This window comes from Bulleidia sp. HCP3S3_C9 (assembly GCF_052064035.1).
Classification (GTDB): Bacteria; Bacillota_I; Bacilli_A; order Erysipelotrichales; family Erysipelotrichaceae; genus Bulleidia.
In genome coordinates this window covers 1-20,885 of record NZ_JBQHWJ010000044.1, presented here as the reverse complement: position 1 = coordinate 20,885, position 20,885 = coordinate 1, and the positions used below count along the sequence as shown (strand labels likewise).

The following is a 20,885-nucleotide window of genomic DNA, read 5'->3' as shown; positions in this document are numbered from 1 at the left end:
AAATATATTTTTAAATCTCATCCAATGACCCGCAGACAGATTACGAATGCTTTGAATGCTGCTTTTCCTATTTTTGCTCAATAGTGAATCTGATGGTTAATTATGAAAAATTAAATGCGTATGAAAAAGAACTTTAAAGTATTTGTAGCGGATGTTGATGGAACACTGCGTTCTAGAACTGTCCGTATCCCACAAAAAGAAACGATCCAGGCATTTGAGAAGATGCATCAGGAAGGAATGATAGTAGGAATTGCAAGTGGCAGACCCCTATGGCAAGGATTAAAAGATCATCACAAAGAATGGAAACTTTCTTTTCAATTTGATTTTCTGATTGGAATGAATGGTGGAGAAATCTGGGAAAAGTCAACAAACAAAACAACTCAGTATAATCCATTAACAGTAGAACAACTCAAAGCAATTGTGGAAACATTCAAAGATATTCAAGGAATCAACCCTTTTGTGTATCGTGACGGATATGAATTATCTAGATATATTGATGATGAAATCATTCAAAGTGGTTTAAGACACAGCTGTAAAGTAGAAGCTTGCACTTCCGATGCAGATCTCTATGCCGAGCCTACAGGAAAGATTCTATATCGCTGTGATTCCATTGAAATTGCGGATGAATTAGAACACTTAGGAAAGACAATACTTCCAAAAGAAATTGCCTGCTTCAAAACAAATGATACTTTGGTGGAATTGCAGAATGCATCTGTTACTAAAGGCAGTGGAATTACACATTTCTGTCATGAACACAACATTCCATTTTCTTCTGTGATTGCCTTTGGAGATGCAGAAAATGATATTGAAATGTTAAAGTGTGCTGGATGGTCTGTTTGTCTGAAAAATGGCATGGATGATGTCAAAGATATCACAGATGACATTACAGAATATGCTTCCAGTGAAGATGGTGTTGGAAAATATTTACTAAAAAATATCCTATAGAAAAGAGCCGCAATTTGCGACTCTTTGTTTTTTTATAATTCTTCAGCCAATTCATAAATCAGCTGTTCAGTTTTTTCCCATCCTAGACATGGATCTGTAATGGATTTTCCATACACTGTTTCTTCAGGTTTTTGTGCACCATCAACAAGATAACTTTCAATCATGACACCTTTGACAAGTTCATGAATTTCCTCACTGCATTTCATAGAATGAATGACATCCTTTGCAATACGGATCTGTTCCATAAATTTCTTGCCAGAATTGTTATGATTACAGTCAACAATGACTGCAGGATTTTCAAGATTAAACTGATGATATAAAGATTTTACTTCCATCAGATCTTCATAATGATAGTTAGAATGAGAATGATTATAACGATCCACATATCCTCTCATAATGACATGGGCTAATGGATTGCCTTCTGTTTCCACTTCCCATCCACGATATACAAATTTCTGTTTTACCTGTGCAGCAGAAATGGCATTCATCATGACACTCAGATCTCCACCAGTAGGATTCTTCATACCACAAGGAATATCTACCCCGCTGGCAACGATACGATGCTGCTGATCTTCTACACTTCTAGCACCAATTGCAACATAGGCAAGTACATCATTTAAATATGCATAGTTATCAGGATAAAGCATTTCATCTGCACATGTAAAACCAGTCTGTTTAATTACATCAGAATGTAATTGACGAATAGCAATGATTCCTTTCAGCATATCTTCTTTTTTATGTGGATCTGGCTGATGGAACATTCCTTTATATCCAACACCCTTTGTACGAGGCTTGTTTGTGTATACACGAGGAATCATCAAGATCTTGTCTTTCACTTTTTCCTGTACTCCAGCAAGTTTATTCATATATTCCAGTACCGCATCTTCACGATCTGCACTGCATGGACCAATGATCAATAAGAAACGATCATCTTTTCCAGTAAAAACATCTGCAATTTCCTTATCTCTTCTCTGTTTTGTTCGAATAATTTCTTCTGTTAATGGAAAAGCTTCTTTTAATTTTTCAGGTGAAGGAAGCTGTCTAATATATTTCATGTTGCTAGTCATATCTTTTTCCCCTATATTTCTCGTATATTATAACGAAATGTATTGAAACTTCATATCATTTCTTTTCAATATTTTTCCATTTATTTTCTTTTCCATATACAAATCCCTTTTTTTGTTACATGAATATTCTGTGAAAAAATTACGTTTCACTGTATAATAGCTTAAATGTAACCCTTTACATACAAATTTATAAAAAGGAGAAATTTATATGAAAGAAAAATGTTATTTTCACGAAAATGAAGTGATTTTAAACTTCACTTCTGATACATTAACTTCTTCCGCCCAATTACTAGACTCCCCTCTATTCAATATATTTTTAAATCAATATTTAGATTATTTAGAAAATCATCGTAGAGACTTAAGAGAATTCTTGTACCAGAAAGACAATGACCGTGAACAGGTATTAACAAAGCTCAAAGGTACATTACGTTTACTGCTGTTGATTCATACAGAAACCGCAGACATTCCTTATCTAGAATTACCAGATATCATGGAAGAAGTGATTTCTGAAGGCTATCGCTACTGGACTTCACTGGATCGTTATTCTATTCTTTATTTACAGAACGCAGACAGCTACGCAACAAACGCATTCATGAATCTAGATCATGAAATCAATGAACTCGCAAGAAACTTCTATCGTACGGTAGAAGCAAAGATCACTGGAAGAAGAGACAACGTCTATAAACAGCTGGATGCTGGTACAAATGCATCTTTACTGATGCAGAAGTATGAATGGAATTGTCCATCTGCTTACGAAAAACTCAAAGACATTGCATTTGTTCATACGATTATGGTAAGAACTCCATTGATCATTCATACAAAATCAAATAAACGATCCAATGTATTTAAAGAACATGATCATAATCCAATTGAAGATTTTAATGGCGATTCTGAAGACTGGTTCTGTTTTCCTTGTCTGATTGGTAAATTATTAGTGTATGCATATTTCCACAAAGACTATCTATCCAGCTGTGTTGGTACAACAGGATTATTCCAGCTGGCCAGGAGTGAAGACTGTCTTGGAAGAAAACCAGATGCAATCTTATTATTTGGTAATCATGATGACACAAAAGATACTGTCTTCTACTATGATGAAGAAAATGATATTTATATTGGTAAAACAAGTGCAAGTGAAGAAATCGATTACTTTGGTTACACAAAAAAATCATTATTAACATTGCATAATCTCGTTGCGATGAAACGCGGATGGCTGCCAATCCATGGTGCAATGGTGAATCTATACTTAAAAGATGGTTCAAAGCGTGGATTATTGTTTATGGGTGATTCTGGTGCTGGTAAATCTGAAACACTAGAAGCTCTAAGTCATCTTGCATCTGATATCATTGATCATCAGGAAACTGTATTTGATGATATGGGTAGTGTTCATATTGATAAAAATGGTCGTTTAAAAGCAGAAGGTACAGAAATTGGTGCCTTTGTCAGACTGGACGATCTAGAAAAAGCAACTGCATATAAAGATCTGCATCGTTCTATTTTCTTTAACCCCGAAAAGAAAAATGCAAGAGTTGTCGTTCCTGCAGGGAACTACAAACTCATTACACAAGACCATGATATTGACTGCTTTATTTACGCAAACAACTATACAGATCAAAGAGGCATGCATCTATTCAAGGATGAAGAAGAAGCAAAAACTACATTTATTGAAGGAAAACGTTTTGCATTAGGAACAACACAGGAAACAGGATTGTCAAAAACATTCTTCGCCAATCCATTTGGACCAATGCAGAAGCAAAAAGAATGTTCCACTTTAATTGATCAGGTTTTTGATAAACTGTTTGAACAACAGATTCCTGTTGGAGAAGTATACACGTGTCTTGGTCTTCCTGATAAAGGAGATCATGGAATTGATGAAGGTGCAAAAGCATTACTAGATTTCGTTGTAAACAAAAAATAAATGGCACTCCATTTGGAATGCCATCTTTTTTATTTGTTGTAGTTGAATTTGAATACAGCACATCCATATGCTGGTAATGGGTAAGAAATATGATATTTTTTTCCATCACATTCGCCCTTTTTCGCTCTCAATGATTTCTTTTCCGTGACAAGTCCATGTTCATCCAATACTAGCGAATATGTACCTGCATTTGGAACACCCACCATATAGTCATCTCTCTCTACTGGTGTAAAGTTGATCACAAATAAGAGTGCATTCTTTCCAGTGCTGTCTTTTCTGATAAAGGAGAAAATACTACGTTCTCTATCATCTGCATTTACCCATTCAAAGCCATCCCACGAATCATCAAGTGCATACATCGCCGGAAATTTCTTATAGACATGTAATAAATCTCTAACAAAATCCTGCAGGTCTTTATTGAGAGGATTATCACATTCCCACCAGTCGAGCTGTACTTTTTCATTCCATTCATGTGCCTGTCCAAAGTCTTGTCCCATAAACAATAACTTCTTTCCCGCATGACCAAACATAAATAGATAACCTGCCTTTAGATTCTTGAATTTATCTTCAAGTAATCCAGGCATCTTGTTGATCATAGAACACTTCAAATGCACAACTTCATCATGAGACAATACAAGAATAAACTTTTCACTTGTTGCATAAGACATGCCAAATGTCATCTTGTTATGATTGTCTTTTCTAAAGTATGGATCTAATTTCATATAATCTAAGAAATCATGCATCCATCCCATATTCCATTTATATGTAAAGCCAAGTCCATCGTGTTCTGGTGCTTCTGTAATCTTAGGCCATGCGGTAGATTCTTCTGCAATAATGATTGTTCCATCTTTTCTGCCACGAATAACACTGTTTAAATGCTTGAAGAATTCAATGGCATCTAAATTACCATTTCCACCATATTTATTTGGTACCCATTCACCGTCTTTTCTACCATAGTCAAGATATAACATAGAAGCAACCGCATCTACTCTTAATCCATCAATATGATATTCATCAAACCAGTACAATGCATTGCCAATCAAGAAGTTTTTCACTTCATTCTTAGAATAGTTAAAGATCTTTGTACCCCAGTCTGGATGTTCACCCATTCTAGGATCTGCATATTCATATGTTGGTGTACCATCGAAATCAGCTAAACCAAATGCATCTTTAGGGAAATGTGCAGGCACCCAGTCTAGAATGACACCAATATGATGCTTATGTAATGTATCCACTAAATACATAAAATCCTGTGGAGCACCATATCTGCTGGTAGGTGCATAATATCCAGTTACCTGATATCCCCAGGAGCCATCAAACGGATGTTCTGCAATCCCCATCAGTTCTACATGTGTATATCCCATATATGCACAATACTCTACAAGTTCATCTGCATATTCACGATAGTTCATGAAGCCATCTTCACTGCCATCATCTTTCTTTTTCCATGATCCTAAATGGACTTCATAAATAGACATTGGCTGATCATAGCCAGTATGTTCTTTACGACTTTCCATCCACTTTGCATCTTTCCATTTATAAGATGAAATATCTGCAGTTTTAGAAGCATTGCCAGGTCTTAATTCTGCTGAGAATGCATATGGATCTGCCTTGTATAAAATATCTCCTGTCTGTGTTTCAATTGTGTATTTATAGATTTCTCCATAATCCATACTTTCCATAAAGCCTTCAAAAATACCACTCTTCTCTAAAGGAAGCATATAATTTGCTTTAGGGTCCCAATTATTTCTTTCACAGACAATCGAAACTGCTTTTGCATTTGGTGCCCATACCGCAAAATGCATACCTGTCTTTCCATTGAGCTTTGCTTTATGTGCGCCCATCTTCTGATAGATTTTATAGTCTGTACCTGTGCCAAACAGATAACGGTCATATTCCGTGATAAAGCTAGGATCCTTTGGCATAGAAACCTTCCTGGAAGTAGTTTTCTTTTGTATTGTAGTTTTCTTTTGAGCCATAATACTCACTCCTTAATGATAACGTTTACATTTATACTACAATTATACATTTTATTTATTTCATGTGCTAAACAAATCATTAAAAATGACTATTTTCCATTTTCATTAATGATGCAGATAATATTCAATTTCATTATCTTCCACATGTGGAAGGATCTTTTTTAACTGTTTGAATAAACGCAGATATGATTCTTCTACACTTCTGTCATACACATGATTACTGAACTTCTTTCCAAATGCATTCTCAAATGTAGCGTATCTTGCAATTCCCCAGCCATAGAATTCTCCTCGCTTATCCATTTCATATTCAAAATTTGTTGTGGTGATATAGCCAAGCTTCTGCAGTTTTGTCAGCTGCGTATCAAAACCTTTTCTTGCTTCCCATTGTACAGGATCATTCTTTCTAGGTTTTACATATCCCCCTTCACTTTTCAACTGTTTAGAAAGTACTGAATAATGAGAAGCAATCAAATCATACAAGTACTTTGTATCATAACTCACGAGTCCTTCATCACATCTAGCATCAAAATCAAAGCCATCTCGTTTAAAGTTTGCAAGATCATTGATGAATTTTGGAGATACAAACACTGCCTTATTCTCAAAGAATTTCCCATAGGCACTTTTTGTCTGTTGAATCACGGGTCCTTTCCATTCCCAAATACCAGCGGAAGAAGAAAAATATACTTCTTTTGCACAACGTTCCTCAATAGAAAATCCTTTGATCGTATTTGAAAATAATGGAAGAATGCCTGATGCATTGACCGCATCAATCATCTCTTGTTTTGATGTAATATAAATATCTTCAATCGTCTTAGTCATGATATAATTTTAATCGCATGATTCTAAAGGAGGCAAACAAAAATGACTGACAGACACAATATTTATGAATTATTTGAAGAAATTCATATGGAAGCATTTGCTAATAAAACAGTTGGAGAAATGTTAGAAGAACTTGATCGTTTGATTGGACCATTCAGTTCATTAAGTGATGGAGAACTTGTAACACGCTTATCCGGCTATAAAAAAAGTCCATATCACGTACAGTAAAAGCTGCCGCAATGAATGCATATGCATTCATTGTGACAGCTTCTTTTTTTAGTGGGTTCACTTCATCTTGATATCTTTTAGTGTACTTTATGTCCTGTTCTAGAAAGTTCTGATTCGTAGTAATAACGATCAATGATCAATGCAATATCCTGTACCGCAACATCAGAATATCTCGCAGTAGAAAGATAATTCATGCCATCCATATAATCATCACTATGCTTGACCTGATAAATACCGGAATCGTCTTTTAATTTGACATACATTCCCTTCTTCATCATTTCAATCATACTTTCTTTTTTAACAGACAATTTATTTCTTTCTTTTTCGCTCAAGGAAGTAAAATCAATATACTTTGATTCAATATCACTGATATTAAAGAAAATCTGTTTATCTGCTTTTGTCTTATTACGAATTTTCGCAAGTTTGATTTCTTTCTTTATCAAAGCAAGCGTATCTTTTTTCTTTCTTTTTGCATAATCTGCTAATAGTTTCTGATTCTCTTTTACAGTAGAAAGAAGTTCTTTTCTTCTTTTCTTATCTGTTTCTTTTTCACTTGCAGCATATGCTTTTTCACAATCATCTTTTAATTGCCAGTATTCTGTATCCGTTGTTATACGTTTTGCCATAATTATCACCAAACCTTTGTTATGTATATTTTATCAGTATTTACTTTATTTGTGGTAAAACATTCTTCTCCACATTTTTCAGATATACATAGAAAACAATTGTAGATAATGTCCATGTGATTGGATAAATCCAGTATGCAAGCAATATGTTATGGAATAGCTGACCAATTGTAAATAAAACACCAACTCTAACAGCACACCAGCATACAAGCATAATCACCATTGGTGCTGCTGGTTTCCCAAGACCTCTACAAACCGCAGAAGCAATATGAGAATATCCAACAAGCATAAAGAATAGACCACAAGTACGTGCTCTTCCAACACCATAGGCAACAACCTGTGGATCATTGTTAAAGAATGCAATGATCGTTGGGGCAAACAAGAAAAGAATAATACCCATTGCTTCAATGATTGATAAAGATAAAGCATATCCAAAACGGATTCCTTTCTTGACTCTTTCATATTCTTCAGCACCCATATTCTGTGAAATATATGTTGTCATTGCCATAGAGAAGGAAGTTACCGGCAGGAAGATAAACCCTTCTGCCTTTGTTGAAGCACCAATACCAGCCATTGCCAATGAGCCAAAAGAGTTGATATAGGACTGAATTAAAATATTAGAAACATCAATGACGGATGACTGTAATGCAGTAGGAAAACCAAACTTAACAATTTGCTTCAAGCAATCTGCATCGATTCTTAATTCATTGAAATGCAACTGTGTTGCACCTTCTGTATGAACCAGTCTATATCCAACCAGTACTGCAGTTAAAATTTCAGAGAAAATCGTAGCGATTGCTGCACCTTCTACATTCATTTTAAATACCGCAATCAATACAATATCCAGTACAATATTGATCATAGAAGAAATCACAAGATAATACAATGGACGCTTGGAATCCCCTGCTGCCTGTAATATACCGGTAAATGTGTTATACATGACAAGTCCTGAGAAACCTAAGAAATAGATCTGTAAATAAATCTTAGATAAAGGATATACATCTTCTGGTGTTCCCATCAGCTTCAATAATTCAGGAGCCAGAAAATAGCCAAGCAGCGTCATAGAAATCGATAAGATAACACCTAGCAATACTGTTGTATGTACAGCTTTTGATGTTTTTTCCGTATTATTGGCTCCAATAAGTCGTGCAATGACTACACCTGCACCCGTAGAAAATCCCTGGAAGAAACCTACAAATAAAAATGTCAGCGAAGAAACACCACTTACTGCGGCTAGTGCCTGTGGTCCAAGGAAGTTACCAACAATCAATGAGTCTGCAGTGTTATACATTTGCTGGAATAAATTTCCAATAAACAATGGAATTGTAAAAAGAATAATCTTCTTTTTATAATCTCCAACGGTCATAAGCTGTGTATTTTCTTTCATTTTCACCCTCCAAAATACTGAAGAAGAGAGATTCTCATCCCTCTTCAATTACAAATTCTGTTTTTAATGTATGTGCATGATATGGATGAACAATTTTATGCAGATCTTCATCTGTTTCAATAAAATCTTCTATAAAGTGCCTGCGAATTCCAACTTCTGCATGTTCAAGATCCTTATAGTCCTGAATGCTTTCTTTTGTAATATAGACAACTTTGTCATCCATAAGTGTGTATCCTGAATCTTTTTGTGTCTGCAATGATGAAAGCTCATTCAACACTTCCTGCTTCTTGTCATCTATGATTTGCATCTGATCATAGATAAAAGCTACAACTGTACCAATATCATTCTCATCCACATCAAATGTATATGGATAAGAAGCTACAACACCTTCTGCGTGATAAGTCATTTTTTATCAATGACATGGTCATACAGCCAATGTCCTACTCCATCATCTAATACATCATGTTCTGTAATTGCCTTCGCAAGTGATTTTGTTAAATCTGCACCGTTGCTTAAGCAAACTCCACAGCCAGCACTCTTCATCAATCCAATATCATTTTCCTGATCACCAAATGCCAATACATCTTCCATTGGAATGCCATATCTTTCACAATATTTTTCTAATCCAACCCCTTTATTGACTCTTGGATCCTGGAATTCAAATGTACAATGATGTTCATCAAAGTATGTCTGCGTCATGATCCAGGCTGGATCCTGATTTGCTTCTACAACTTTTAAGATTTCCTCTCTCATTTCACCTTTGAATTGTACTTCTACTTTCCCAGTATCAAATTCAGCAAGCGTATCAATGCCGCCAACGATAACATGAGATTTGTTGCGTGCTTTGGATGAAATCATAAAATCATCCATTTTCAAACAGCGAACTTCTTCATATCCATCGACATAAACAATAGCATTAATATCATAAGGCATTAAGAATGCTAGAATCTTACGAATATTTTCTTTGCTTAACAGATAATATTTTTCTGTTGTATTCGTTTTTAGATCATATAATTCTCCACCATTCATACCAATCGCAAAATCAAATGGAAAACCAAGATCCCACTTTTCAGCATAGCTTAATACTCTAGAATCTACAGGTCTACCTGTTGCCAGACCAAATTTCACACCTTCTGCATGCAGCTTTTTAATTGCACTGCGTGTCAGTGGCATCAAATCTTCCCCTTTCATACAAAGTGTTCCATCAATATCTGCCGCAATAACTTTAAACTGATTCATCATTCCTCCTACTTCAGTATCCATGCTTTTGGATACTTGTTTTTACAAATTCCCTTACTGCACTTCACAAATCCTAAAGGAAAGCCATCGACACAAATTACATTCAAACCATCCTTGCAGACTTGATCTTTCACATCAATCGTTTCACCCTTTAAGTATTTGATCACACGGATATCATCCGCATGCAAAGAAATACAGTTTTTCAATTCCTTTGCTTTGAGATACATTGGCAATATTTCATTGCATTCAATGCGTCCCTTTTTCTTTTCCGCAAGCAATACACCAGAACGCATGATTCTTAAACCATCTAGATTGACACCAGTATCTCTACATGCATACATTCTATCTTTGATTTCTAATTTCTTAGAAGAAGAAAAACATGCATGAATATTACCTTCATCAAATGTTACTGCTTCCTTGCAGTATCTGTTTTCTTTTTTATCTCCTTTTTTTCTTAAAAGAGAAACAAAATGTCCTTCCCCATGAATCCGATGTGGAAACAGTTTTGTTCCATATGCATTCTGCACAAAGCCATCTACATAAGGAAGTGGTATAACTTCTAAACAATCATCTAGAGATAAAGCATACTGAATAATTTCTTCATCTTCTTCCTTAGAAAATGTACATGTTGAATACACAATATATCCACCAGGTTTTAACATTTTCAATGCACTTTGCATAATACTTTTTTGAATCGGTACATAGCAGGAAGAATCCTTTTCTTTCCATGCTTCAATTAGACTAGCATCTTTTCGAAACATTCCTTCCCCGCTGCAAGGCGCATCTATTAAGATTTTATCAAAGTATTCATCGAAATAATGTTCCAATTTATCTGGAGATTCACTTATTACATATGCATTTCGAATTCCAAATCTCTCTAGATTCTTTAAAAGCGCCTGACATCTTGAATAAGAAATGTCATTGGAAATCAATACACCACTATCTTTCAATTTCACACCTAGTTCTGTACTTTTGCCACCTGGAGCAGCACATACATCTAAACCACGATCATTTTCTTCTACAGGAAGCGTTTCTGCAGGCAACATTGCACTTGCTTCCTGTATATAGTAAAGACCAGCATAGTAGTATGGGTGTTTTGTCACTGGATCAGTAGAACGATAATAAAATCCATTATGACACCATGGTACTTGTTCTAATGGATATGGAAAAACTTTTAAAAATTCCTCAACAGAAATCTTAGATTCATTTACTCGTAAAGAAGTAATATGTTCTTCATTGAAAGAATTTAGATATAAATCAAACTCATCTTTCAATATGTTTTTCATTTCATTTAAATATTTCTCTGGAAGTTGCATCATATGCATTCAATTCTACAACGAATAGACGTGAAAGTGTTATAATTTGTCCGTATTTATATTTAGGAGAAGCAAACATGACATTTGTTAAGAAAAGTGCTGACAAAACACCTATCGTAGATAACGTGTTCTCAATTGTTTCAAAAGCGAAACAAGACAAACAACAAAATGGAAGTGAAAATGTAATTGATGCTACAATTGGATCTCTTTATGGAGAAGATGAAAAGCTCGTTGCATTAGATGAAGTATTTAATCATTACGATGCCATTGATCATCGTACAAAGGCTGCCTATGCCTCCAGCTTTTCAGGAAACCCTGATTATAGAAAAGCTGTCTATGAATGGGTCAAGCAAGATGCAGATGTAAAACTTGCACATTCAGTCATTGCTACGCCTGGCGGAAGTGGTGCAGTCAGTATGTCCATTGAGACATTCTTAGATGCTGGAGATACTTTGATGATTCCAGATATCGCATGGGGAAACTATGCTTTGATGGCTTCTGTCAATAACATTAAAGTTGAACGCTATCACATGTTTGAAGAAGATCATTTCAATTTAAATTCTGTCAAAGAAACAATTCAAAAAGTCATGTTGAAACAAGATCATATCTGTATGGTCATCAATGACCCTTGTCATAACCCTACAGGCTATTCATTGACAAAAGAAGAATGGAAAGAACTCATTGCATTCTTGAATGAAGTATCTAAAACACATTCTGTTGTTTTATTAAATGATATTGCATATATTGACTATTCCTATCAGTTATCGACAAGCAGAGATTATATGGAAACATTCAATGACATTTCTAACAATGTAATGATCGTTGTTGAATTCTCTTGTTCAAAGGCTTTAACATCCTATGGTTTAAGATGTGGTGGTGCTGTGATTCTTGCACAGAAAGAAGAAGCAGTCAGAGAAGCAGAAATCTTCATGGAAAAGAAGGCACGTGCAACATGGTCAAATATTCCAAATGCCGCAATGAACAACTTTGTATGGATCGTTACAGAAGGTAAAGATGCATACATGAAAGAAAAACAGAAATACATTGATCTCATGAAAAAAAGAAGTGAAATCTTCTTAGAAGAAGCAGATCAGGCTGGCTTGGCACATTATCCATACAAAGAAGGTTTCTTTGTTACATTAAAAATGAAAGATAATGCCTATCGTGATGCTTTCCACAAGGCATTGATGGCTGAGCATATCTATACTGTCGCAGTGAATAAAGGTATTCGTGTTGCGGTATGTTCTTTACCTGTTGCAAAGGTATATGGATTGGCTGAGAAAATGAAAGAAATTGAAAGGTCACTCAATTAATATGCCAGCTGCTACAACACATGTGGAAATGGCAAAAGATGTTTTAAGAACATCGCCAGAAATCGCAAAACTTGTAAAAAACAGACAAATGTTTTTCTTAGGGTCCCAAGGTCCTGACTTATTGTTCTTTAACCGAGCATCCATCTTACCTGGCTCTACAAAGAAATATGGAAATATGATGCATGTACATAAAGTAACAGAAGTCATCTCCTACTTTGAAAGATATGCCAATGCAAGTGAAGATCTAAAAAGCTACTTTCTAGGCTATCTTTGTCATTATTGCCTAGATTCTACAGTCCACCCTCTTGTGTATGGTGTTTCTCGTAAACTGCACAATGAAACGGGTAAAAATGAAGGAGAAATCCATGTTGGGCTGGAAAGTGAAATTGATGTATGGATGCTTGCACAGCGTGGCAGAAGTAAAGAATCATACAATGTATATAAATACCTGAAGATCAATGCATCCTGCTGCAGGCAACTGGCAGAAATGTATCACAATATGTTTATGGATGTTTTCCATATCTCCATTTCTGAAAAGCACTTGAATCATGCAATCCAGGACGTTGCTTTCTATACGCGTGTACTCGCTCCAAATAAAATCAAACATGATTTCTTTTATGCAATTGAAAATGTCTTCATGAAAGGAACACATGCAATCACCGCAATGATGCTCGATAATACAAATGTATTAGATATCATCAATCTAGATCATAAAAGCTATCCATTACCTTGGAATACAGAAGAAACGATTTCTTCCTCTTTCCCACAGTTATATGGAAAAGCAGTATTAAAAGCACATCGTATCCTGTTGCATCATACAAACGATGATTTCAAAAAGAATTTCTGTGGAACAGAAATTGCATATGAAGATTAAAAAAAACCGGTCAACCCGGTTTTTTATTAGTTATCTCCCTGCGCCCATTCAGGAACAACAGAATTTCTTCTGATTACAATTGTTTTCTGGAACTCTGTCTGGTTGAGATAGCGAAGTACATCTTCAATTTCTTCGTCTGTACAACCTGCAAGTAATTTAACATCTAATTCTTTTTCAAGAATATCTGCGGCTACGATCAAACCAGTTACACTGTTTCTGTTTCCACTTCCCATATATACCGCAACACCGTGAGCAGAAGGACTCTTCATATCAACAATACGTGAATAATCTACAGGATAAACAAGATTGTTGTATGTATCATGATGTTCTCCTTTTTTCTTCATCAATGTTTTTGTGCCAGACAAGAACAAACTATCAACTTTCTGCCAGAAAAGGGCATTGTTTTCAAATTCTTTCATTTTAAACTTCACACTCCATGAATCATTTTACTTGAGACTATATGAAAAGTAAACAAGATAAACTACATTATTTCTTATCTTATTTTCCACAATGTAACCTCTTACTGTTTTTATGAAAATTTATTCATTCATTTTCAAAAGCTCACTTTAGAAGCATCAATATCTTTGATAGAATGACAACCTGTCATACGCATTGTTGACTGTAATTGATCAATATATAAACGAATTGTTTTTTCAAGACCTTCGCTTCCACCCTTCACACAGCTCAATGCAAATGGTCTGCCAACAAGAACACCATCTGCACCTAATGCAAGACACTTAAATACATCCATACCACTACGGATACCACCATCAACAAATACTGTCATATCATCGCCAACAGCTTTCACGACTTCAGGCAATACTTCAATTGTAGCTTTACAGTCATCCAGAACTCTTCCACCATGATTGCTGACAACAACTGCATCAGCACCTGCTTCTTTTGCGACAAGTGCAGCATGTACACTCATCACGCCTTTTACAATAAATGGCTTATTCAAATTTTCTTTCATATATCTCAGCTTTTCAGCATTCTTGTTTTCAACTGGTGTCTTGCCTGCTCTTAGTAAAGGAAGACCAGCTGCATCAACATCCATCGCAACAGCCATGAACTTCTTGTCTTTCAATACATCAATACGTGCATCTACACCTTCTTTGATCCATGGCTTGATTGTAACAATTCCTTTTCCATCATGATCATTGACAGCCTGTGCAGGTAAAGCAAACAAGTTTTCAAGATCAATTCCATCTCCTGTAAATCCAACAATCCCTGTATCTTCACATGCTTTTAAAACACTACAGTTATAGTCATATTCACTGATATCCGCACCATAATTTCCTTTAATACCAGCAACCGGTGCAACAAAAATTGGAGCAGCCATCTTTTGTGATAAGATTTCTGCTGCTGTAGAAATTGGTGAATCATCGCATAAAACATCCAGATTGATCTTTACTTCTTTCATTTTTTCGACATTTCGGATAAAAGATCTTCCTGTGTCTTTCCCGCCAAGTCCTGGGATTTCTCCCCTGCATGCGATTCCATTACATTCTTTGCATTCTCTACATTTCAAACTCATTTTCAACACTTCCTTCTATTTTTCGTGAATATGTTCTAATGCCATACGGTATATATTTTCAATATGTTCATCTGCCATAGAATAATAGACCATTTTCCCAATTTTTCTAGTACGGACAAGTTTTGTCTTTTTTAAATTTGCGAGCTGATGAGAAATTGCTGATGTACTCATCTCCAGCAAGGAAGCAAGATCACTTACACACAATTCATGTGCAAACAACGCATTCATAATCTTTAGTCTAGTAGAATCTCCAAACATATCAAATATTTCACTCATCGCATCTACATCTTTTTCTGCAATCATTTGCTGCTTTGCAATTTCTACGCCTTCACTATCTTGATATTTCATCTCTGATCCTTTCTAAAATGCTTGTTCTTTTTCATTTTTCCTGGGATATGATGATCCATGCTTTTCTTAATGGAACCAATGGAATACATATCCTGAATTTCCGTTGAGCCATCAATCATTTCAATGACAAGCTGATCATATGTTTTATACCATTCATAATGCCACGATACGACTTCATCCCAATATATAAGAGAACACTCATCTCTGTTATGCCTGTTGTATAAAACAAGGTAATCCTTTGTAAATTTACATAAATCACGATCTGGCATTACAATCAGACAAAACAATGATAAAACAATCATGGATATCCCGCTCATTGCAAGATACGGTTTCAATATTGTAATTAAAACACCAACGATCAAAGTGACGATCAATAGACCAACTGGTTTTACGTTGATGATCTTTTCATATGTTTTTGGATTTTTTGGCAGATTTCTGCATCTAATGACTTGTGATTTCATACGTATAGTATTATAACATCATGTGGTCTCGTGCATATCAAAAGGATTTGTTATACTTATAAGGTTGAAAAAGGAAAAATAAACAATGAACCCAATTACATTTGAGATTACACACATAGATAAAAACTCAGGTGCAAGAACAGGAATCTTGCATACACCACATGGTGATGTGGAAACACCAATGTTTATGCCTGTAGGTACACAGGCAACTGTAAAATTCATTTCCCCAGAAGAACTTGTAGAAATGGGAAGTGGTATCGTACTTGCCAATACCTATCACCTATGGCTGCGTCCTGGAGAAGATATCGTTGCCAAGGCTGGCGGCGTACAGAACTTCATGCGCTACCCTGGACCAATGCTGACGGATTCTGGTGGTTTCCAGGTATTCTCTCTTGCCAAAACACGCAAGATTACAGAAGAAGGCGTTGAATTCAGAAATATCTTAAACGGAGATAAGATGTTCCTTTCTCCTGAAAAGAGCATCCAGATTCAGAATAAGATTGGTGCTGATATCATGATGAGCTTTGATGAATGCATTCCTTTCCCAGCAACATATGAATACGCTAAAAAGAGTATGGAAAGAACATTACGCTGGGCTGAAAGAGGAAAGAATGCCAATAAGAGACCAGATGAACAAGGTATCTTTGGTATTGTTCAAGGTGGTGAATATGAAGATCTCCGTCACTACTGTGCTGAAAAGCTTGTCGAAATGGATTTTCCAGGATACGCCATTGGCGGTACATCTGTTGGTGAAGACAAGGAAACATTCCGTAAAATGGTACAGATGTCTCAGGAAGTACTTCCATTTGATAAGCCACGATATTTAATGGGTGTTGGTGCAGTCAACGATTTATTAGATGCAGTAAGCATGAATATTGATATGTGTGACTGTGTACTGCCTACACGTATTGCACGTCATGGAACATTGATGACTTCCCATGGAAGAATCAATATTCGTAAAGCTCAATACAAAGAAGACTTCAGACCTCTAGATGAAGAATGCGACTGTTATACATGTCGCAACTATACACGTGCATACTTAAATCACCTGTGTCGTGCAAATGAAGGTTTTGGTACAAGATTATTCTCTATCCATAACATTCGTTTCTTGATTAAATTGATGGAAGATGCGCGTACAGCAATCAAAGAAGATCGTTTCAATGAATTTAAAGCAGAGAAGCTTGCAACAATGAAATTTGATGAAAGAGGATTCTAATATGGACTTAAATGATATTAAAACAACAGATTTTGATTATGATCTGCCAGAAGAATTAATCGCACAGACACCTTTAAAAGATCGTAAAACAAGTAGAATGATGGTATTGCATATTCCTACAGGTGAATATGAACATAAGCATTTCTATGATATTGTTGACTATTTCCATGCAGGAGATGTCATTGTCAGAAACAACACACGTGTGATTCCAGCCCGTCTATTTGGCACAAAAGAAGAAACAGGTGCACATGTTGAATTGTTACTCCTTAAACAAATGGAAGATGATATCTGGGAATGTCTTGTGGGAAATGCAAAGGTCGTAAAAATTGATACTGTCGTATCTTTCCATGATGGCAGACTCAAAGCAAAGTGCGTTGAAATTGGAGATAAGGGCTTACGTAAGTTCAAGATGATCTACACTGGTATCTTCAATGAGATTCTAGATCAGTTAGGAGAAGTACCTTTACCGCCATACATTCATGAAAAGCTCAATGATCCAGAACGCTATCAGACAGTCTATTCCAAAATTGAAGGCAGTGCTGCTGCCCCTACTGCTGGTCTGCATTTCACAAAAGAAATCTTTGATGCATTACGTGCAAAGGGGGTAACGATTGTAGACGTTACATTACATGTAGGACTTGGTACATTTAGACCAATGGACACAGAACACGTGAAAGATCATGATATGCACGCAGAAGTATGCATGATGAGCAAGGAAGCTGCAGATACATTGAACAAGGCAAAAGCAGAAGGCAGAAGAATCTTTGCAATTGGTACAACATCTGTTAGAACATTGGAATCTGTATGGAATGTATATGGCAAATTTGAAGAATGCTCCTTAGAAACAAAGCTGTTCATTTATCCAGGCTACAAGTATCATACAATTGATGGCATGCTGACAAACTTCCACCTGCCTAAGAGTACTCTGATCATGATGATCTGTGCCTTAGCTGGATATGAAAATGTTATGAATGCATATAAGGAAGCAGTCAAAGAACAATATCGTTTCTTCTCATTTGGTGACTGCATGTTACTAACAAATGAATGAAAAAGATAAGCAGGAATATCTTGATTATATATTCTCTCGTAAATCTTCAAACAAACGAAATTTCTACAAAGAATCTTTAAAAGAAATTGAATGTTTTAAAAAGGAACATCCAGATCGTTCTCCTTCCATCGTACTTCATGTATGTTGTATTGTATGTGCATGCTGGCCGATTGATTTCTTAAAGGAAAATGGATTTGATGTAACGATCATGTACAACAACTCCAATATCTGGCCAAAAGAAGAACATGATCATCGTTTAAATGAATTAAAACGATATCTGAAAGAAAGATGGCATGACGAGATTCCATTAATTGTAGAACCATATGACTATGATACGTATGCTTCTACGATTTTAAAAAATCGAAGCAACGATCCAGAAGGATGGAAAAGCTGTTTTGGCTGTTATGCAGAGCGAATGAATCATGCATTTGCATATGCAAATACAAATCACTTTGATTATTTCACTACTGTTATGACATTCTCTCGTCAGAAAGATTCTCAGAAAATCAATGAAATTGGTTTGAATCTTCAAAAGCAATATGATCATACGAAATATTTTGTATCAGATTTCAAGAAAGCCAATGGTGCTCTAAAATCCGAAAAGATCTGTGATGACTATTGTTTATATCGACAGGATTATTGTGGATGTGAAACTTCTTATAAAGAACGTCATCCAAAAGATGCATAAAAAGTGTGCAAAACACACATAAATATGGTATTATCTCGTAGGAATAAAAACAAAGGAGGAATCAGTCTTGAGTAAGGAAGATGCAATCCAGATGGAAGGTGTCGTTGAAGAAATCGCTTCTAACGCATTCAAAGTAAAGCTAACGAATGGAATGGATATCCGTGCTACACTCGCAGGTAAGCTCAGAATCCATCACATTAGAATTCTACCTGGAGATAAAGTAAAGGTTGAAATTTCACCATACGATCTAACAAACGGTAGAATTGTATACAGAAACAAGTAAAAATAGAGAACGCAACGTTCTCTATTTTTTTTAATGCCATGGGAATGTAATCATTCCATATACAAAGATAAAAATGATAAATACTGGAAGAATATAACAATAGATGTATTTCATGCATGAAGGAATCTTGATTCCTTTTCCTGCATTTGCTTCTTTCATAAAATTCTCATACCCCCATCCACACTTCCACGTACAGAAGATAACGAGTGCAAGAGACCCCAATGGCAAAATGAGATATGATACAAGGAAGTCCCAGAAATCCAGCCATGTTGAACCAGATGCGAATGGCTGAAAATGAATCACATTAAATCCAAGTGCAGTTGTTAATGCAAGTACAAAGATAATGGATCCACAAACCATACATCCCTTTGGACGCTGCCATCCTGTCTTTTCACGAACCATTGCCAAGATATTTTCACATACGCCAAGAACTGTAGATAATGCCGCAAATACCATAAACAGAAAGAATAATGTTCCCCACCATCTTCCACCGCTCATATTTTTAAATACCGTTGTCATCGTATCAAACAGCAAGCTAGGACCAGCACTGACTTCAACGTTATATGTAAAGCACGCTGGAAAGATAATGATTCCAGCAACAATTGCCACGAAAGTATCCAGGAAAACAATGTTTAATGCCTCCCCCATCAAAGATCTTTCTTTCCCAATATAGCTGCCAAAGATTGCCATGCCACCCATACCAACGGACAACGTAAAGAATGCCTGGTTCATCGCACTGACGATCGTATTACCTGAAATCTCAGAAAATCTTGGGATTAGATAAAATGACAAGCCTTCCTTTGCACCAGAAAGAAAGAAGCTGTGTCCTGCTAAAACGAGCATTAGAACAATCAATGCACTCATCATATACTTTGTAATCTTTTCCAGACCATTTTGAAGATTGAAACTCAGAATGATAAAGGATGCTACAAGTGTTACAAATAAAAACAATACATTTACAAATGGATCACCAATCATGGATGCAAAGCAAAGATCCATATAATTTCCAAACAAAAACTGAACAAAATAATAAATGATCCATCCAGTTACAACAGTATAGAATGCCATCAAAGAAAAATTACCAACAAGGCATACTTTTCCAAGAATTCCCCATCTGGAATCTTTTTTCGATAGCTTTTGATACATGTACAACGGACTCGCCTGGGAAGCTCTGCCCACACTCAATTCCATGATCATAACAGGAAGACCTAAAACCAGCAAACAAATCAGATACAGCAGCATAAAACTGCCACCACCATTTTGTCCACACATCCATGGAAACTTCCATACATTTCCACATCCTATCGCGCATCCTGCTGATAGCATAATAAATCCAATTCTACTTGCCAAATGATCTCTATGATTCATATAACCCCTCTTTATACACCGTAAAGAGTATTATATCGTGTTTCAAGCAAAAGAAAAAGACGGAAGACAAATCCAATGTCATTAAGTTAAGGCATTGAACCAATTGAATCTCTAAAGTGTACTGCGCATTAACTTGCGTAGTGCTTTTTTTCTTCAATGAAATATTTTTCTCAGATATGAACAAATCGTTCATATTTACGCATAAATATGCAAAATATTGCTTGACAGGCT

The 20,885-nt window shown here is 35.8% G+C and carries 22 protein-coding genes; 9 read left to right on the top strand and 13 right to left on the bottom strand.

The window, feature by feature from the left end; all coding sequences use genetic code 11:
• Positions 1 to 120 precede the first annotated feature (120 nt).
• Positions 121 to 945 (top strand): Cof-type HAD-IIB family hydrolase, encoded by an 825-nt coding sequence (locus ACTND6_RS08095; protein WP_441023513.1) that lies wholly within the window; start codon positions 121 to 123, stop codon positions 943 to 945.
• 32 nt (positions 946 to 977) lie between these two features.
• Here ACTND6_RS08095 and ACTND6_RS08090 read toward each other — a convergent pair whose 3' ends face one another.
• Complete coding sequence (locus ACTND6_RS08090) at positions 978 to 2,000, bottom strand: 3-deoxy-7-phosphoheptulonate synthase (RefSeq protein ID WP_441023511.1); 1,023 nt, start codon at positions 1,998 to 2,000, stop codon at positions 978 to 980.
• A gap of 220 nt (positions 2,001 to 2,220) precedes the next feature.
• On the opposite strand from ACTND6_RS08090, the gene ACTND6_RS08085 reads away from it, so the two are divergent.
• Positions 2,221 to 3,927 (top strand): hypothetical protein, encoded by a 1,707-nt coding sequence (locus ACTND6_RS08085; protein WP_441023509.1) that lies wholly within the window; start codon positions 2,221 to 2,223, stop codon positions 3,925 to 3,927.
• Positions 3,928 to 3,956: 29 nt separating this feature from the next.
• On the opposite strand, the gene glgB is transcribed toward ACTND6_RS08085, so the two are convergent.
• Together glgB and ACTND6_RS08075 are read right to left on the bottom strand one after the other, a co-directional pair.
• Positions 3,957 to 5,906 (bottom strand): 1,4-alpha-glucan branching protein GlgB, encoded by a 1,950-nt coding sequence (gene glgB / locus ACTND6_RS08080; protein ID WP_441023507.1) that lies wholly within the window; start codon positions 5,904 to 5,906, stop codon positions 3,957 to 3,959.
• A 105-nt stretch (positions 5,907 to 6,011) separates the two neighbouring features.
• Positions 6,012 to 6,725, bottom strand: a complete 714-nt coding sequence (locus ACTND6_RS08075; RefSeq protein ID WP_441023505.1) for an AlkZ-related protein — start codon at positions 6,723 to 6,725, stop codon at positions 6,012 to 6,014.
• A gap of 42 nt (positions 6,726 to 6,767) precedes the next feature.
• On the opposite strand from ACTND6_RS08075, the gene ACTND6_RS08070 reads away from it, so the two are divergent.
• Positions 6,768 to 6,953 carry a hypothetical protein gene (locus ACTND6_RS08070; protein WP_178176716.1) on the top strand — a complete coding sequence of 62 codons (186 nt, stop codon included), beginning with the start codon at positions 6,768 to 6,770 and terminating at the stop codon, positions 6,951 to 6,953.
• 77 nt (positions 6,954 to 7,030) lie between these two features.
• On the opposite strand, the gene ACTND6_RS08065 is transcribed toward ACTND6_RS08070, so the two are convergent.
• The 5 genes from ACTND6_RS08065 to ACTND6_RS08045 are packed head-to-tail and all read right to left on the bottom strand — an operon-like array spanning position 7,031 to position 11,524.
• The gene (locus ACTND6_RS08065) at positions 7,031 to 7,579 is read right to left on the bottom strand and encodes a hypothetical protein (RefSeq protein ID WP_441023503.1); all 549 of its coding nucleotides are present in this window, start codon (positions 7,577 to 7,579) and stop codon (positions 7,031 to 7,033) included.
• 40 nt (positions 7,580 to 7,619) lie between these two features.
• Complete coding sequence (locus ACTND6_RS08060; RefSeq protein ID WP_441023501.1) at positions 7,620 to 8,966, bottom strand: MATE family efflux transporter; 1,347 nt, start codon at positions 8,964 to 8,966, stop codon at positions 7,620 to 7,622.
• 34 nt (positions 8,967 to 9,000) lie between these two features.
• Positions 9,001 to 9,372, bottom strand: a complete 372-nt coding sequence (locus ACTND6_RS08055; RefSeq protein ID WP_178176713.1) for a hypothetical protein — start codon at positions 9,370 to 9,372, stop codon at positions 9,001 to 9,003.
• Positions 9,369 to 10,205, bottom strand: a complete 837-nt coding sequence (locus tag ACTND6_RS08050; protein ID WP_441023499.1) for a Cof-type HAD-IIB family hydrolase — start codon at positions 10,203 to 10,205, stop codon at positions 9,369 to 9,371. The genes ACTND6_RS08055 and ACTND6_RS08050 overlap by 4 nt, the downstream gene beginning before the upstream one ends.
• 8 nt (positions 10,206 to 10,213) lie before the next feature.
• Positions 10,214 to 11,524, bottom strand: coding sequence for an NOL1/NOP2/sun family putative RNA methylase (locus tag ACTND6_RS08045; protein ID WP_441045089.1), 1,311 nt, complete (start codon positions 11,522 to 11,524; stop codon positions 10,214 to 10,216).
• Between the two features lie 74 nt (positions 11,525 to 11,598).
• Here ACTND6_RS08045 and ACTND6_RS08040 point away from each other — a divergent pair, with 74 nt between their 5' ends.
• Both ACTND6_RS08040 and ACTND6_RS08035 read left to right on the top strand, forming a co-directional pair.
• On the top strand, positions 11,599 to 12,834 hold the full coding sequence (locus ACTND6_RS08040) for a pyridoxal phosphate-dependent aminotransferase (protein ID WP_441023494.1): 1,236 nt from the start codon (positions 11,599 to 11,601) through the stop codon (positions 12,832 to 12,834).
• 1 nt (position 12,835) lies between these two features.
• Positions 12,836 to 13,708 (top strand): zinc dependent phospholipase C family protein, encoded by an 873-nt coding sequence (locus ACTND6_RS08035; RefSeq protein WP_441045087.1) that lies wholly within the window; start codon positions 12,836 to 12,838, stop codon positions 13,706 to 13,708.
• A 26-nt stretch (positions 13,709 to 13,734) separates the two neighbouring features.
• Here ACTND6_RS08035 and ACTND6_RS08030 read toward each other — a convergent pair whose 3' ends face one another.
• The 4 genes from ACTND6_RS08030 to ACTND6_RS08015 form a co-directional block, all read right to left on the bottom strand.
• The gene (locus ACTND6_RS08030; RefSeq protein ID WP_178175546.1) at positions 13,735 to 14,127 is read right to left on the bottom strand and encodes an Inorganic pyrophosphatase; all 393 of its coding nucleotides are present in this window, start codon (positions 14,125 to 14,127) and stop codon (positions 13,735 to 13,737) included.
• Between the two features lie 134 nt (positions 14,128 to 14,261).
• Positions 14,262 to 15,242 carry an alpha-hydroxy-acid oxidizing protein gene (locus ACTND6_RS08025; RefSeq protein WP_441023490.1) on the bottom strand — a complete coding sequence of 327 codons (981 nt, stop codon included), beginning with the start codon at positions 15,240 to 15,242 and terminating at the stop codon, positions 14,262 to 14,264.
• A 15-nt stretch (positions 15,243 to 15,257) separates the two neighbouring features.
• Complete coding sequence (locus ACTND6_RS08020; RefSeq protein WP_178175548.1) at positions 15,258 to 15,590, bottom strand: metalloregulator ArsR/SmtB family transcription factor; 333 nt, start codon at positions 15,588 to 15,590, stop codon at positions 15,258 to 15,260.
• Positions 15,587 to 16,051 (bottom strand): hypothetical protein, encoded by a 465-nt coding sequence (locus ACTND6_RS08015; RefSeq protein ID WP_178175549.1) that lies wholly within the window; start codon positions 16,049 to 16,051, stop codon positions 15,587 to 15,589. The genes ACTND6_RS08020 and ACTND6_RS08015 overlap by 4 nt, the downstream gene beginning before the upstream one ends.
• An 85-nt stretch (positions 16,052 to 16,136) precedes the next feature.
• On the opposite strand from ACTND6_RS08015, the gene tgt reads away from it, so the two are divergent.
• The 4 genes from tgt to infA all read left to right on the top strand — a co-directional run bounded on the left by tgt (position 16,137) and on the right by infA (position 19,286).
• On the top strand, positions 16,137 to 17,267 hold the full coding sequence (tgt, locus tag ACTND6_RS08010) for a tRNA guanosine(34) transglycosylase Tgt (protein ID WP_441023486.1): 1,131 nt from the start codon (positions 16,137 to 16,139) through the stop codon (positions 17,265 to 17,267).
• A 16-nt stretch (positions 17,268 to 17,283) separates the two neighbouring features.
• Complete coding sequence (queA, locus tag ACTND6_RS08005; RefSeq protein ID WP_441023515.1) at positions 17,284 to 18,315, top strand: tRNA preQ1(34) S-adenosylmethionine ribosyltransferase-isomerase QueA; 1,032 nt, start codon at positions 17,284 to 17,286, stop codon at positions 18,313 to 18,315.
• A complete protein-coding gene (locus ACTND6_RS08000; protein ID WP_441023484.1) occupies positions 18,308 to 19,003 on the top strand; it encodes an epoxyqueuosine reductase QueH in 696 nt (231 codons plus the stop codon). The genes queA and ACTND6_RS08000 overlap by 8 nt, the downstream gene beginning before the upstream one ends.
• 67 nt (positions 19,004 to 19,070) lie before the next feature.
• Entirely contained in the window at positions 19,071 to 19,286 is a 216-nt protein-coding gene (gene infA, locus ACTND6_RS07995; protein WP_178175553.1) for a translation initiation factor IF-1, read from the top strand.
• 30 nt (positions 19,287 to 19,316) lie between these two features.
• Here the strand turns inward: infA and ACTND6_RS07990 are convergent, their stop codons facing one another.
• Positions 19,317 to 20,654, bottom strand: a complete 1,338-nt coding sequence (locus ACTND6_RS07990) for a sodium-dependent transporter (protein ID WP_441023481.1) — start codon at positions 20,652 to 20,654, stop codon at positions 19,317 to 19,319.
• Between the last annotated feature and the right edge of the window lie 231 nt (positions 20,655 to 20,885).